Here is a 14,614-nt window from a genome sequence, read left to right on the forward strand (position 1 = left end):
GACCCGCCTCTATAAAGGCATCAATCGAGACTCGGTTATGTTTGGCCGAAGGCTTGTGTCATGATGATCCGACCGCAGGTTAGTCGTCCTCTTCCTATATGAATAGATCTTCCGCGTTGCTCCTCGCTTTTGTCTTCCTCAGCGGCTGCCAGGTCTTGGCACCCGTTTCGTCGGACGGTACGCCGCCGGTCGAAGACAGCACTCCGGCCCCTGAAAAGCCCAAGGTTTACAGCTCATTCAGCGAAGAAACCGTCTTCAGCCTGTTGAGCGCCGAACTGGCTGGCCAGCGCAATCGTTTTGACATTGCCCTGGACAACTACGTGACCCAGGCCATCAATACCCAGGATCCGGGCATCTCCGAGCGGGCCTTCCGCATCGCCGAGTACCTGGGCGCCGATCAGGCCGCGCTGGATACCGCGTTGATCTGGGCAAAAAACGCCCCGGACGATCTAGAGGCGCAACGTGCGGCTGCCGTGCAGCTGGCTCGCGCCGGTCGTTATGACGACTCCATGGTTTATATGGAGAAAGTCCTGCTCGGCAAGGGCGACACGCATTTCGACTTCCTCGCCCTGTCCGCAGCCGATACCGACCAGGACACGCGCAACGGCTTGATGAAAAGTTTTGACCGCTTATTGCTGCGCCACCCGAACAACAGCCAGTTGATTTTCGGCAAGGCCTTGCTGCTGCAACAGGACGGTGACACCAAAGGCGCGCTGACCCTGCTGGAAGACAATCCACCGGACGACGGCGAAATTGCCCCGATCCTGCTGCGTGCGCGCCTGTTGCAAGGGCTCAACCGTGGCGACGAAGCCTTGCCGCTGCTGCAAAAAAGCATCAAGAAGTACCCGGACGACAAACGCCTGCGCCTGACGTATGCGCGCATGCTGGTTGAACAGGACCGCATGGATGACGCCAAAGTCGAGTTCTCAAGCCTGGTTCAGCAATACCCGGAAGACGACGAACTGCGTTATTCCCTGGCGCTGGTGTGCCTGGAAGCCAAGGCCTGGAACGAGGCCAAGGGTTACCTGGAAGATCTGATTGCCCGGGAGAGCCACGTCGATTCGGCACACCTGAACCTCGGTCGTATCGCTGAAGAGCGCAACGATCCACAAGGCGCGCTGATCGAGTACGCCCAGGTTGGCCCAGGCAATGACTACCTGCCCGCGCAACTGCGCCAGACCGACATCCTGATCAACAACGGCAAGACCGCCGAAGCCCAAAGCCGTCTGGCTACCGAACGCGACGAGCAACCCGATTACGCAATTCAGTTGTACCTGATCGAAGCCGAGACCTTGTCTGCCAATAACCAGCCAGACAAGGCCTGGAAGGTCCTGCAAACCGCGTTGCAAAAATACCCGGACGATCTGAACCTGCTTTACACCCGCGCCATGCAGGCGGAAAAACGCAATGACCTGGCGCAGATGGAAAAAGACCTGCGCCTGATCATCAAGCGCGATCCGGACAATGCGATGGCGTTGAACGCCCTCGGCTACACCCTGTCCGACCGCACGACGCGTTACGCCGAAGCCATGGCCCTGATCGAACAAGCGCACCAGATCAACCCGGAAGACCCGGCGGTACTCGACAGCCTCGGCTGGGTGCACTTCCGCCTGGGCAACCTCGATGAAGCCGAACGCTACCTGCGTCAGGCCCTGGAGCGTTTTCCCGACCAGGAAGTTGCCGCTCACCTGGGCGAAGTCCTGTGGGCCAATGGCAAGCAACGCGAAGCCAAGCAAATCTGGGGCAAGTTCCTCAAGGAACAACCCGACAGCCCAATCCTGCGCAGCACCATCAAGCGCCTGACCGGATCAGAGACTCTTTAAGATTATGTTTTTGCGCCACCTCATTGTTTTCAGCTTCATCGCCCTGCTCGCCGGTTGCGCGGGCTTCGGCGCCCGCGAATCGGTTCAGGGTCAAGGCAACCCGGCCCAATGGCGCGAGTACAAACAACAGCTGACCGGGCTCGATGGCTGGCAGATCAACGGCAAGATCGGTATCCGCGCGCCAAAAGATTCGGGTAGCGGCACGCTGTATTGGTTGCAGCGACAGGACTACTACGACATCCGTCTTTCCGGCCCGTTGGGTCGCGGCGCTGCTCGCTTGACCGGTCGCCCTGGCAAAGTCTCGCTGGAAGTGGCCAATCAGGGCCGTTATGACGCAACGACTCCCGAAGCGCTGGTCGAAGAACAGCTCGGCTGGAAGCTGCCGGTGTCCAATCTGGCCTGGTGGGTTCGCGGACTTCCGGCGCCGGACAGCAAAAGTCGCCTGACCTTGGATGCCGACAGCCGCCTGGCCAATCTGGAACAGGATGGCTGGCAAGTGGAATACCTCAGTTACGCCGAGCAAAACGGCTATTGGCTGCCCGAGCGGATCAAACTGCACGGCACCGACCTTGATGTCACGCTGGTGATCAAGGAATGGCAACCACGCAAACTGGGGCAGTAAACATGACTGCTCCGCGCTTGACGCTGCCCTCCCCGGCCAAACTCAATTTGATGCTGCACATCCTCGGTCGTCGTGAAGACGGTTACCACGAGTTGCAGACCATTTTTCAGTTTCTCGATTACGGCGATGAAATCACCTTCGCGGTGCGCGACGACGGCGTGATTCAACTGCACACCGAATTCGTCGGCGTTCCTCACGACAGCAACCTGATCGTCAAAGCCGCGAAAAAACTTCAGGAGCAATCCGGTTGTTCGCTCGGCATCGACATCTGGATCGAAAAAATTCTGCCCATGGGCGGTGGAATCGGTGGCGGCAGTTCAAATGCCGCGACGACTTTGCTCGGCCTGAATCATCTCTGGCAACTGGATTGGGATGAGGATCGACTGGCCGCGCTGGGCCTGACCCTGGGGGCCGACGTCCCGGTTTTCGTGCGTGGACACGCGGCTTTTGCCGAAGGCGTGGGGGAGAAACTCACCCCTGTAGACCCCGAAGAACCGTGGTATGTCGTGCTGGTGCCGCAAGTCTCTGTAAGTACAGCAGAAATTTTTTCAGATCCGTTGTTGACACGTAACTCTTCTCCCATTAAAGTGCGCCCCGTTCCCAAGGGAAACAGTCGAAATGACTGCTTACCGGTGGTAGCAAGGCGTTATCCAGATGTACGTAACGCATTGAATTTGTTAGGTAAATTTACCGAAGCAAAACTCACCGGAACTGGAAGTTGTGTGTTTGGGGGCTTCCCAAGCAAAGCTGAAGCTGATAAAGTCTCGGCCCTTCTTACAGAGACCCTTACAGGGTTTGTAGCAAAAGGAAGCAACGTTTCGATGTTGCATCGCAAGCTGCAAAGTCTGCTCTAAAGGAACCGATTACTGGGTAATCGTTGCAACAGATACAGGGGCGTCGCCAAGCGGTAAGGCAGCAGGTTTTGATCCTGCCATGCGTTGGTTCGAATCCAGCCGCCCCTGCCATTTTCTATACTCATCCAGGTTACCCTCAGCCTCTAGGTACTGCGCGTGTCCAAGATGATGGTCTTTACGGGGAACGCTAACCCCGATCTGGCTCGGCGTGTCGTACGTCAGCTGCATATCCCTCTCGGTGACATCTCTGTCGGTAAGTTCTCCGACGGCGAAATTACTGCCGAGATCAATGAAAACGTCCGCGGTAAAGATGTCTTCATTATTCAGCCGACTTGCGCTCCGACCAACGATAACCTGATGGAACTGGTAGTGATGGCTGATGCCTTCCGCCGCTCCTCGGCTACTCGTATTACTGCTGTTATTCCTTACTTTGGTTATGCCCGTCAGGATCGCCGTCCGCGCTCCGCACGTGTGGCTATCAGCGCGAAAGTCGTTGCTGACATGCTTACCGTAGTCGGCATCGATCGTGTTCTCACGGTTGATCTGCATGCTGACCAAATCCAGGGTTTCTTCGATATTCCAGTAGATAACATCTACGGCTCCCCGGTTCTGGTGGATGACATTGAAGATCAGCGCTTCGAAAACCTGATGATCGTGTCCCCGGACATTGGTGGCGTCGTGCGTGCACGTGCTGTTGCCAAATCCCTGGGCGTGGATCTCGGGATCATCGACAAACGCCGTGAGAAAGCCAATCACTCTGAAGTGATGCATATCATCGGTGATGTCGAAGGGCGTACCTGTATTCTGGTCGATGACATGGTCGATACCGCCGGCACTCTGTGCCACGCGGCCAAGGCCCTGAAAGAGCATGGCGCTGCCAAGGTTTTCGCCTACTGCACACACCCTGTGCTGTCCGGTCGGGCGATCGAAAACATTGAAAATTCCATGCTGGACGAACTGGTGGTGACTAACACCATCCCGTTGTCAGCTGCTGCTCAAGCCTGTTCGCGTATCCGTCAACTGGATATCGCGCCGGTAGTTGCCGAAGCGGTCCGCCGCATCAGCAATGAAGAATCGATCAGCGCGATGTTCCGTTAAGGGCCCTGCCCTTCTCGACTGTCTCGTTGACGAAAAGCGCCCCGCCCCGGCATTCCTGTCGGGGCGGGGCTTTTTTGCCCATATCGCCTTTAGCGCTGGTCGCAACCGCTGGGGCGAATGTGGTTATTTTGGAGATACAACATGAACGATTTTACTCTGAATGCTGAAGTGCGTTCCGACCTGGGGAAAGGTGCGAGCCGCCGCCTGCGTCGTCTCGCAAGCCTGGTACCAGCTGTAGTTTACGGTGGCGAAAAAGCCCCTGAATCCATCAGCATGCTGGCTAAAGAAGTTGCCAAACTGCTCGAAAACGAAGCGGCCTACAGCCACATCATCGAGCTGAACGTTGGCGGCACCAAGCAAAACGTAATCATCAAAGCCCTGCAGCGTCACCCGGCCAAAGGCCACGTGCTGCACGCCGACTTCGTACGCGTTGTAGCTGGCCAGAAACTGACCGCTATCGTGCCTGTACACTTTGTTGGTGAAGAAGCTCCGATCAAGAAAGGCGGCGAAGTTTCGCACGTTGTTTCGGAAATCGAAGTGACCTGCCTGCCAAAAGACCTGCCTGAATTCATCGAAGTCGACCTGGCTAACGCCGAAATCGGTTCGATCATTCACCTGTCCGACCTCAAAGCCCCTAAAGGCGTTGAGTTTGTTGCCCTGGCACACGGCGATGACAAGGCTGTTGCCAACGTCCACGCTCCACGTGTTGCTCCAGAAGCTACTGAAGAAGGCGCAGCAGAGTAATTCACTCTGTCATGCCGGAGTGATCAAGTAACATCGCGGACTGGAACGTAGCGAGAAAGCGGGCGAGAACGCGGAGTTTACATAATGGTAAATGAGCACTTGTCGTCCACTTTCGCCGCACACACTGATTGCGGCGATGTTATCCACCACTCCAAGGAAGGGCCCCTATCGTGACTGCCATCAAACTGATCGTTGGCCTGGGAAATCCAGGCGCTGAATACGAACAGACCCGGCATAACGCAGGGGCCCTTTTTGTTGAGCGCATCGCGAACGCACAGGGTGTTAACCTTGTGGCCGATCGCAAATATTTCGGCCTGACCGGGCGCTATTCGCATCAAGGTCAGGATGTTCGTCTGCTGATTCCCACCACGTACATGAACCGCAGCGGCCAGGCCGTCGCGGCACTCGCCGGTTTCTTCCGCATTACGCCTGAAGAAATCCTCGTGGCGCATGACGAACTCGACCTGCCTCCGGGCGTTGCCAAACTCAAACAGGGCGGCGGTCACGGCGGTCACAACGGGTTGCGCGACATCATTGCGCAACTGGGCAATCAGAATACCTTTCACCGCTTGCGGCTTGGCATTGGCCACCCGGGCGTTGCCAGTATGGTTTCAAATTTCGTCCTGGGTCGTGCGCCACGCGCCGAACAGGAAAAACTCGATGCCAGCATCGACTTTGCCCTCGGCGTGCTGCCGGATATCCTCGCCGGTGAATGGAACCGCGCGATGAAAAACCTGCACAGCCAGAAGGCCTGACTCTACTCCTCGGGGAAAACACCATGGGATTCAATTGCGGCATCGTCGGCCTGCCTAACGTCGGCAAGTCCACCCTGTTCAACGCCCTGACCAAATCCGGGATCGCGGCCGAGAACTTCCCCTTCTGCACCATCGAGCCGAACACCGGCATCGTGCCGATGCCGGATTCGCGTCTGGAAGCCCTGGCGGCCATCGTCAATCCAAAGCGCATCCTGCCGACCACCATGGAATTCGTCGACATCGCAGGCCTGGTAGCCGGCGCCTCGAAAGGTGAAGGCCTGGGCAACAAATTCCTCGCTAACATCCGCGAGACCGATGCCATCGCTCACGTGGTCCGCTGCTTCGAAGACGAGAACGTGATTCACGTCTCCAACAGCGTCGACCCGAAACGCGACATCGAAATCATCGACCTGGAACTGATCTTCGCCGACCTCGACAGCTGCGAGAAGCAACTGCAGAAAGTCGCCCGCAACGCCAAAGGTGGTGACAAGGACGCCGTCGTCCAGAAAGGCCTGCTGGAGCAATTGATCGCTCACTTTACCCTCGGCAAGCCTGCGCGCACCCTGATGAAGACCATGGGCGCCGACGATAAAGCGGTGATTCGTGGTTTCCACCTGCTGACCACCAAGCCGGTCCTGTACATCGCCAACGTCGCCGAAGACGGTTTCGAGAACAACCCGCTGCTGGACATCGTCAAGGCCATCGCCGAAGAAGAAGGCGCCATGGTGGTTCCGGTCTGCAACAAGATCGAAGCCGAAATTGCCGAGCTGGATGACGGCGAAGAGAAGGACATGTTCCTCGAAGCCCTGGGCCTTGAAGAGCCAGGCCTGAACCGCGTAATTCGCGCTGGCTACGAAATGCTGCACTTGCAGACCTACTTCACTGCCGGTGTCGAAGAAGTCCGCGCCTGGACCGTCCGCGTCGGTGCTACCGCGCCACAAGCCGCTGGCGTGATCCACACCGACTTCGAAAAAGGCTTCATCCGCGCCGAAGTCATCGCCTATGACGACTTCATCCAGTACAAGGGCGAAGCCGGCACCAAAGAAGCCGGTAAATGGCGTCTGGAAGGCAAGGAATATATCGTTAAAGACGGCGACGTGATGCACTTCCGTTTCAACGTCTGAGTTTTTCAGGACGAAGCAGCCGCCCAAGAAAAAGCCGCGTTTGATACGCGGCTTTTTTGTGCCTGAAATCCGGGCGATACCTAATCCTGTAGGAGCGAGGCTTGCCCGCGAAGGCGTCATCACCGGCTCAAGAAGCTTCGCGGGCAAGCCTCGCTCCTACAGGGTCGGCGGTGTTCAGGGCTTTTGGGTTCTTGGCAAGAAGATCGCCAGTACACCTAACAAAGGCAGGAACGAGCAAAGGAAGTACACGTATTCGATGCCGTGAATATCGGCCAAATGCCCGAGCAACGCCGCGCCAATCCCGCCAAAACCGAACATCAAGCCGAAGAACACCCCGGCAATCATCCCGACATTCCCGGGCACCAACTCCTGGGCATAAACCACGATGGCCGAGAACGCCGACGCGAGTATGAAGCCAATCACCACGCTGAGAATGCTGGTCCACAACAGGTCAACGTGAGGCAGGATCAGCGTGAACGGTGCAACGCCAAGGATCGAGAACCAGATCACTGCCTTACGCCCGATCCTGTCGCCGATCGGTCCACCAAAGAACGTCCCCGCTGCCACGGCGCCCAGGAACAGGAACAGATGCAGCTGCGAACTGGCCACCGACAGGTCGAACTTCTCGATCAGGTAGAAGGTGAAGTAGCTGGTGAAGCTCGCCATGTAGAAATACTTGGAGAACACCAGCAGCCCGAGCACCACCAGCGCACTGATGACCCGGCGTTTTGACAGGCCGTGCGTCGCCGCCTGACCCTGCTTGAGCTTGAACAGGTTCAAGTGGTTGGCGTACCAGCGGCTGATCCGATAGAGCACGAACAGCGCAAACACGGCGAACAAGCCAAACCAGGCCACGTGGCCCTGACCGAAGGGAATGATGATCGCCGCCGCCAGCAACGGACCAAAGGCTGAGCCGGCATTACCGCCGACCTGAAAGGTCGATTGCGCCAGGCCGAATCGCCCGCCCGAGGCTAACCGCGCAATACGAGAAGCTTCCGGGTGAAAGGTCGAGGAGCCGATGCCGATCAACCCCGCCGCCAGCAGAATCAACGGGAAAGTGCCCACCACCGACATCATCAAAATGCCGATCAGCGTGCAGACCGTTCCCGCCGGCAGCAGCCAGGGTTTGGGATGGCGATCGGTGTGGTAGCCGACCCATGGCTGCAACAATGACGCGGTCAGCTGGAAGGTCAGGGTGATTAATCCTACCTGGGTAAACGTCAGGCCATAGTTGGCCTTGAGCATTGGATAAATCGACGGCAGCACCGACTGAATCAGGTCATTGATCAAATGCGCCAGCGCCACCGCGCCGATGATGCGCATGACCAGCGGGCTGCTTTGTGGAGTCGCGAGTGCCGACGTCGCGCCGGTCGATGCGTTACTGATAGCCATGATAATTTTCCGTACAGCAGATGGGTGCACACGGGCAGGTGGGTCAATGTGCCATTTTTCAGTGCAGCAGCGCCATCCCCTTAGCCTGCTAACGACCTCGACATTCATCGCCCAGAAGGTGATAGCGCAACGCCATGGTCTGAATCTTGCCTTGTTAATCCGCTTCAACGCGGCCCCTTACAAAGGGGACCGAGAATGGGAAGTTTCGCCACAGAGTCGGCCTACAGAGCTGACAAAGGTAAACTTTCGAGGCCTTTTAAAGGGGCACAAGTCGCGGTCGCAAAGACCTCGACGCACGCCAATGGTGCGTGGTGTCCAGAGGAGTCATGGGGCATGCAGGCTTTTTTATCACCGGGGATCGGATTGCTGGGGCGTTTTGGCTTCGCACGCAAATTTCAGTTGTTGTTTCTGCTGTTTATCCTGCCGCTGGCGGGCAGCCTGTTGATGATCGGTCAGGACTATCGCGCCAAACTGAACCTGATCTCCGGCGAACGTGCCGGCGTACGTCAACTGCTCGCCCTGGATGCGCTCGATAACCTGCTCGCCGCCCAACGTGACCGCGCTGCCCGTTGGCGTGCAACGGAAACCAATCGCCAGCCAACACCGGCGACCCTTGCCGCGATGGCCGCGTTCGATGCGGTACAACCCGCCGTCGCCCAAGCCACCTCGGACCTCGGCAATGCGCTGAAAACCGAAGGTGCCGAGGGCGAAACCCTGACCCGTTACCAGGCCCTGCAAACCGCTCTTAACGGCCTGGACTCGAAAAGCCTGAGCAGCGTCGGTTGGTGGCCGGATGGCTACGATCGTTTCACCAACGCCTTGAGTGCGCTGCAAGCCTTGCGCGAGCAGATCGCCATGGACAATCGCCTGACGCTCGCGCCCTGGCTGGAAACGTATCTGCTGACGCAGATTTCCACGCAACACGCGCCGGACCTGATTGAACGGGTCGGCCGCCTGGCCAGTGTCGGCCAGGCGTCGGTGGTGTCCGGGCAGTTCACCCTGCAAAGCCGTCTGCAATTGCGCGACTTGCGCAGCCGTATCGGCGATGCCCGGGAACAGTTGGCGAAAACTGCCAGCCTTCTGGAAGCACGCCTGCCCAGCGCCTTGCAAAGCTGGGCCGGGCAATACCACGACAGCCTCAAGCATCTGGACGCCGAACTGAAAGTCCTCGACGACGGTGTTTTCGGCGGCAGCATCAAGCTCAAACCGGAAGAGTTCGAACGCAGTCTGGACGCCCTGCTCACCGACCTTGCCTCGCTGCGCCAGCAGTCATTGGTTTCGCTGGATCAGCGCCTGGATTACTACCACGGCTCGGCAATCCGCCAGTTCATTCTGGTGGCGACGATCTTTGGCTGCCTGCTCTTGGCCGCGCTGTACCTGTTCATCTGCTTGCAGGCCTCGATCCGTCGCAGCGCCAGCGGCATCACCTTGCTGGCCGAAGCGTTGCGCGACGGCAACCTCAGCCTGCAAGTGCCGGTGCAGGGGCGCGACGAACTGGCGGCCATCAGCACCGCCCTGAATGTCGCCGTGGTGCAACTGCGCAACAGCTTGCTGGGGGTTGATCACGAAACCTTGCAAGTGAGCAATGCGGTGCGCACCCTCAACCATCACTCCAGCGGCGCCTTGGGCGAAGTTGAAGCGCAGCAATTGCAGATCAGCCAGATCGCCGCCGCCGCCACGCAATTGGCGGCGACCTCGCAAGGGGTCGCCCAGAGTTGTGAACAGGCGTCCGGCAGCGCTCAACACACCCAACGGATTGCGGCCGACAGCAGTCGCGACAGCCAGCGCACCACGGCGAGCATTCAACAGCTCAACCAACGTTTGAACGACACGGCGGCAGCCCTCGGGCGGGTCAGCGAACAAGGCCAGCAGATTCTATTGGTGGTCGACACCATTCGCGGCGTGGCCGAGCAGACCAACCTGTTGGCACTCAACGCGGCGATCGAGGCGGCTCGCGCTGGCGAACAGGGTCGTGGCTTTGCAGTCGTGGCGGATGAAGTGCGCAGCCTCTCGCAACGCACCCAGTCCTCCACAGCGCAGATCGCCGGCACTGTCGACAGCCTGCGCAGCACCGTGAATGAGGCGGTCAGCCTGATGGAAGCGGCCTGTAGCCAGGCACAAAGTGATGCCCAGTCAGTCACCGGCCTGGGTGAGCGCCTTGGCGAAATTGCCCACGCGGTACAAGGTGTGACCGATACCCTGGCGCAAATCGCCACGGCAGTAGAGGAACAAGCCAGTACCGCCGATGAAGTCAGCGGCAACATCCAGCAGGTCGATCAGGCAGCGGTAAGATTGCTCGAAGGTGCGCGGGCGGTGAACCTGGCGGCGGACACCTTGAGCCAGGGCAGCAAGGCATTAAGTGCCAATACCGGGAGATTTCAGCTCAGTTGACGCCCTCCCCTGGTCCGATATTTCGGCTCAGGTGGATAAGCGGTTGAAAGCGTAGAGAAATATTTTAGATTTACGCTTGACGCATCTGCATTACCGGTGAATAATGCGCGCCACTTGGCTACATAGCTCAGTTGGTTAGAGCATAGCATTCATAATGCTGGGGTCCGGGGTTCAAGTCCCTGTGTAGCCACCAAGTACTAAAAACGGCTTACCGAAAGGTAGGCCGTTTTTTTATGCCCCGAGAAAAGTGCCTGAACAGCACGTCAGGAACGAACCGTCGGCAACGCCGACAACGCTCGCTCCCAAATCTGCCAGGTCCGCAGCCAGACCATCGCCTGCCAGTCGCTGTCGGCGGGATAAAACTGCTCCAGCAGGTTCAGTTTGATCTCACGCCCCACGGCATCACTCGGATTGCCGTGCAGGTGCAGCCAGTGGTCATCGCGCAAATGACGATGAACGTCCGCCCCCGGGTAAGTCCCGCACTCGATCACAAATGGCATCAGTTTTACCTGCGGCAACGCACTGATCAGTGCCTGCGAGGTATAACCCGTAGCGGTGGCTGCAACGCCGGTTTCACTCAAGGTATCGGCGCCGGTCAGCAACGTGTAGAGCCACGGCCCGTAGATGGCCTGCGCATCGGGTAGTGCTGGATAAGCGGCCTCGGTGATGGTCAGCAGCATCGGATGACCGTACTCGCCAGCACCGGTGTGCAAGTCGAAACACATCGCGACCTCGGCGTGGGAAATATGTTTTTGCATAATTTGATGCAGCGTGCGGTTCGACCAGCTCGGCGCCAGCCCGCCATAAAACAGGCCATCGGGATGACCGTGCTGGCCGCCCTCGACAATCGACATCACCGCCGGCCAGCCGTGTTCGCGAATCTGCCCGTCGAGCAAGGCATCGGCGCGGTCACGCTCGGGGCCTAGCAATTCCGTGAAGGCATAGATTTCATGCAGCGCTGCGTAAGCCTGATTGTCCGGCAGCGGGCGCGTAAAGTTCAGGTAATTGCGGTTCAGGTCGATGTTGTCTTCGTTGACCCGGCGCAGCCACGCGGTGCCCCAGGGATTGATCAGGTGGATCATCACCACCGCGACATCGCCCGGCAGTGAACGCTTGCCCAACTCCTGCATCCACTTGATCTGACAACCGGAACCATAGAAGCCTTCCACCCCGTGCGTGCCGCTCAACGCGATCAGAAGTCGCTTGGCACCCGGATCGCCCAACACCGCCACATCGGTGCTCAGGGACTCGCCGAATGGCCCTTTGAGTGGGTGCGGATACTCGGTCAGCGTCGCTCCGGCCGCCGTCGCCATCGCGAGGAATTGCTCACGTTGCGTGCGGTAACTCGGCCGCGTGGGAAACTCGGTCTGCATGGCTGCCTCTTGTTGATCTTCTGGCTGGTCTGTTCCCTCGACCCTACAGAAAATCCGTTGACTCATGAAGGACAAAAGCGTCTTTGCTGTAGTCCGTGGTTTGCACCTCGCGCTGTCGGCCGATAAAGTCCCCTGATCTTTTCCCACGGACGGAGTGCCCCACGTGTTTTCAGCCTTCCACTCGAGCCGCTATCGCCTGTCAGCCTTGTCGCTGATCGCCACCGCGCTGACCCTTGCTGCCTGCAACGCCCCGCCGACTTCAATGTTGCCAGTCGCACCGGAAGTCGCCTCGGGTTATCGCACCGACCTGCAAACCCGGCACGCCTCGAAACACATGGCGGCAGCGGCCAACCCACTGGCAGCCGAAGCCGGGCGGGAGATGCTGCGTCTGGGTGGCTCGGCGATTGACGCCGCGATTGCCATGCAAGCGGTGCTGACGCTGGTGGAGCCACAATCCTCGGGCATCGGCGGCGGTGCGTTGATTGTGTTGTGGGAGGGCAAGAACGTGCGCACTTACGACGGTCGCGAAACCGCACCGGCCGGCGCGACAGAGAAACTTTTTCTACAGGCCGACGGCAAACCGATGGCCTTCACCCAGGCGCAGATTGGTGGTCGCTCAGTGGGAACGCCGGGCGTGTTGCGAGCGCTTGAGCTGGCCCATCAGAAGCACGGTCGTCTGCCGTGGGCGCAGTTGTTCGAACCGGCCATCAGACTCGCGGAGCAAGGCTTCGCCATCTCGCCGCGCCTGCATCAGTTGATCGCTTCAGACTCGTCCATGCGACGCTCGCCGGACATGGTGGCGTATTTTCTGAATGCTGATGGCAGCCCGAAAGCGACCGGGACTCAGCTGAAAAACCCGGCACTGGCCGCAGCGTTCAAACGCATCGCCAAAGAAGGGCCGGATGCGCTGTACAAAGGGCCGATTGCGCAAGAAATCGTCGCCAAGGTTCAGGGCCACGCCAACCCTGGCAGCCTGTCGCTCAACGACCTCCAAGGCTACAAGGCCAAGGAACGCGCGCCGCTGTGCACCGACTATAAACGCTGGCAGGTCTGCGGCATGCCGCCGCCGTCATCGGGCGGGATCGCCGTGGCGCAGATCCTCGGCACACTCCAGGCGCTGGAGGCTCGCGATCCGCGCTTTGCCTTGGCTTCAATGAAACCGCTCAAGACGGATAAACCCGCCGGCATCGAGCCGGCCCCCGAAGCCGTACACCTGATTTCCGAAGCCGAGCGCCTGGCCTACGCGGATCGCGCGCTCTATCTGGCCGACGCCGACTTCGTGCCCGTCCCTGTCAAAGGTCTGGTGGACCCGACGTATCTGGCCAGCCGCGCCGCCCTGATCGGTGATCGCAGCATGGGCACGGCCAAACACGGCACCCCGCCGGGCATCAAGGTCGCCTACGCACCGGACCGCTCGCCGCTGCGCATCTCCACCTCGCAAGTGGTGGCGGTCGATGACGAAGGTGGCGCGGTGTCCATGACCACCACCGTCGAATCCGCATTCGGCTCGCACGTGATGGTTCAGGGTTTCCTGCTCAACAACCAGATGACCGACTTCTCGTTCATCCCGGAAGAGAACGGGCAGAAAGTCGCCAACCGCGTCGAACCCGGCAAACGCCCCCGCTCCTCCATGGCACCGACGTTGATTTTCGATCGCCAGAGCGGCGAATTCCTCGCCACCCTCGGTTCGCCCGGCGGCTCGCAGATCATCGAATACGTCGCCAAATCCACCATCGGCCTGCTCGACTGGAACCTCGACCCGCAAGCGGCCATCAACCTGCCCAACTTCGGCAGTCGCAATGGCCCGACGGAACTGGAAGAAGGCCAGTTCAGCGCCGGGTTGATTCAGGCGTTGAAGGACAAAGGGCACAGCGTAAACGAGATCGACATGACCAGCGGCACCCAGGCGATTGTTCGGGTGAAGGATGCGCAGGGGAAGGCTTCGTTGGCGGGAGGGGCCGATCCTCGGCGTGAGGGGGCGGCGTTGGGGGATTGAGTCCTACAGAGGGTGGAAAAGGCTTACCGGGAGGTAGGTCTTTTTTATGGTTTTACCGACTACTGAAGTGTATGAGGCTTTCCATCGTTGTACTTGGGATGCGCTTTTCACTTATCCGCTTACAGTTTTCGACTTAACACAGAGATCTATTACAGATAATTTTTACACCGAACTGAAAAATACCCTTATAAATAGGGCCTATTGAGGGCCTCATTAGAGATAATCCTCCGAGTCCCTAGAGAAAATTTCCATATGCCTGAATTTTCCCACCATGATCTTCAACTGTTGAATCCAACATTCGACTCCCCATTGGTATGTAGTGGTCAACTAATCCCGGACACGACGTTAAGTTTTTCTTCGGCCCGAGCTGGCGCCAGCCCACCGTTGAATTGATGGGGCCGAATCCAGTTGTACCGATGCATCAAGAAATGGCTGATATCGC

At 58.7% G+C, this 14,614-nt stretch carries 11 protein-coding genes and 2 tRNA genes; 11 read left to right on the forward strand and 2 right to left on the reverse strand.

The genetic code is table 11. From position 1 onward, the window contains the following. Nucleotides 1-98 precede the first annotated feature (98 nt). From EYC95_RS05710 to ychF, 8 genes are all read left to right on the forward strand, one after another. Complete coding sequence (locus EYC95_RS05710) at nucleotides 99-1,823, forward strand: tetratricopeptide repeat protein (protein WP_131059494.1); 1,725 nt, start codon at nucleotides 99-101, stop codon at nucleotides 1,821-1,823. A 4-nt stretch (nucleotides 1,824-1,827) separates the two neighbouring features. Beyond that, on the forward strand, nucleotides 1,828-2,445 hold the full coding sequence (lolB, locus tag EYC95_RS05715) for a lipoprotein insertase outer membrane protein LolB (protein WP_131059495.1): 618 nt from the start codon (nucleotides 1,828-1,830) through the stop codon (nucleotides 2,443-2,445). A 2-nt stretch (nucleotides 2,446-2,447) separates the two neighbouring features. After that, a complete protein-coding gene (gene ispE, locus EYC95_RS05720; protein ID WP_131059510.1) occupies nucleotides 2,448-3,299 on the forward strand; it encodes a 4-(cytidine 5'-diphospho)-2-C-methyl-D-erythritol kinase in 852 nt (283 codons plus the stop codon). Nucleotides 3,300-3,335: 36 nt separating this feature from the next. Beyond that, a tRNA-Gln gene (locus EYC95_RS05725) sits at nucleotides 3,336-3,410 on the forward strand. Between the two features lie 45 nt (nucleotides 3,411-3,455). Beyond that, nucleotides 3,456-4,397 (forward strand): ribose-phosphate pyrophosphokinase, encoded by a 942-nt coding sequence (locus EYC95_RS05730; RefSeq protein WP_003208392.1) that lies wholly within the window; start codon nucleotides 3,456-3,458, stop codon nucleotides 4,395-4,397. A gap of 141 nt (nucleotides 4,398-4,538) precedes the next feature. Continuing rightward, nucleotides 4,539-5,141 (forward strand): 50S ribosomal protein L25/general stress protein Ctc, encoded by a 603-nt coding sequence (locus EYC95_RS05735; RefSeq protein WP_131059496.1) that lies wholly within the window; start codon nucleotides 4,539-4,541, stop codon nucleotides 5,139-5,141. Nucleotides 5,142-5,311: 170 nt separating this feature from the next. Further along, nucleotides 5,312-5,896 carry an aminoacyl-tRNA hydrolase gene (gene pth / locus EYC95_RS05740; RefSeq protein WP_008153430.1) on the forward strand — a complete coding sequence of 195 codons (585 nt, stop codon included), beginning with the start codon at nucleotides 5,312-5,314 and terminating at the stop codon, nucleotides 5,894-5,896. 23 nt (nucleotides 5,897-5,919) lie between these two features. Next, the gene (gene ychF / locus EYC95_RS05745) at nucleotides 5,920-7,020 is read left to right on the forward strand and encodes a redox-regulated ATPase YchF (protein ID WP_131059497.1); all 1,101 of its coding nucleotides are present in this window, start codon (nucleotides 5,920-5,922) and stop codon (nucleotides 7,018-7,020) included. Between the two features lie 174 nt (nucleotides 7,021-7,194). On the opposite strand, the gene EYC95_RS05755 is transcribed toward ychF, so the two are convergent. Next, nucleotides 7,195-8,412 (reverse strand): MFS transporter, encoded by a 1,218-nt coding sequence (locus EYC95_RS05755; RefSeq protein WP_131059499.1) that lies wholly within the window; start codon nucleotides 8,410-8,412, stop codon nucleotides 7,195-7,197. A gap of 333 nt (nucleotides 8,413-8,745) precedes the next feature. Between EYC95_RS05755 and EYC95_RS05760 the strand changes: the two genes are divergently transcribed. Both EYC95_RS05760 and EYC95_RS05765 read left to right on the forward strand, forming a co-directional pair. Further along, nucleotides 8,746-10,803, forward strand: a complete 2,058-nt coding sequence (locus tag EYC95_RS05760) for a methyl-accepting chemotaxis protein (protein ID WP_131059500.1) — start codon at nucleotides 8,746-8,748, stop codon at nucleotides 10,801-10,803. A 116-nt stretch (nucleotides 10,804-10,919) separates the two neighbouring features. Beyond that, nucleotides 10,920-10,996, forward strand: a tRNA-Met gene (locus tag EYC95_RS05765). Between the two features lie 70 nt (nucleotides 10,997-11,066). Here EYC95_RS05765 and EYC95_RS05770 read toward each other — a convergent pair. Continuing rightward, nucleotides 11,067-12,176 (reverse strand): DUF2817 domain-containing protein, encoded by a 1,110-nt coding sequence (locus tag EYC95_RS05770; RefSeq protein WP_131059501.1) that lies wholly within the window; start codon nucleotides 12,174-12,176, stop codon nucleotides 11,067-11,069. A 163-nt stretch (nucleotides 12,177-12,339) separates the two neighbouring features. On the opposite strand from EYC95_RS05770, the gene ggt reads away from it, so the two are divergent. Continuing rightward, entirely contained in the window at nucleotides 12,340-14,172 is a 1,833-nt protein-coding gene (ggt, locus tag EYC95_RS05775; protein ID WP_131059502.1) for a gamma-glutamyltransferase, read from the forward strand. Nucleotides 14,173-14,614 lie beyond the last annotated feature (442 nt).

This window comes from Pseudomonas sp. BGI-2, from assembly GCF_004310295.1.
Lineage (GTDB): Bacteria > Pseudomonadota > Gammaproteobacteria > Pseudomonadales > Pseudomonadaceae > Aquipseudomonas.

Bases quoted from the DNA above. Each gene is read 5' to 3' on its own strand.
- EYC95_RS05735 (WP_131059496.1), top strand. From the start codon at position 4,539: ATGAACGATTTTACTCTGAATGCTGAAGTGCGTTCCGACCTGGGGAAA.
- ispE (WP_131059510.1), top strand. From the start codon at position 2,448: ATGACTGCTCCGCGCTTGACGCTGCCCTCCCCGGCCAAACTCAATTTG.
- EYC95_RS05710 (WP_131059494.1), top strand. From the start codon at position 99: ATGAATAGATCTTCCGCGTTGCTCCTCGCTTTTGTCTTCCTCAGCGGC.
- EYC95_RS05760 (WP_131059500.1), top strand. From the start codon at position 8,746: ATGCAGGCTTTTTTATCACCGGGGATCGGATTGCTGGGGCGTTTTGGC.
- lolB (WP_131059495.1), top strand. From the start codon at position 1,828: ATGTTTTTGCGCCACCTCATTGTTTTCAGCTTCATCGCCCTGCTCGCC.
- EYC95_RS05770 (WP_131059501.1), bottom strand. From the start codon at position 12,176: ATGCAGACCGAGTTTCCCACGCGGCCGAGTTACCGCACGCAACGTGAG.
- EYC95_RS05755 (WP_131059499.1), bottom strand. From the start codon at position 8,412: ATGGCTATCAGTAACGCATCGACCGGCGCGACGTCGGCACTCGCGACT.
- ychF (WP_131059497.1), top strand. From the start codon at position 5,920: ATGGGATTCAATTGCGGCATCGTCGGCCTGCCTAACGTCGGCAAGTCC.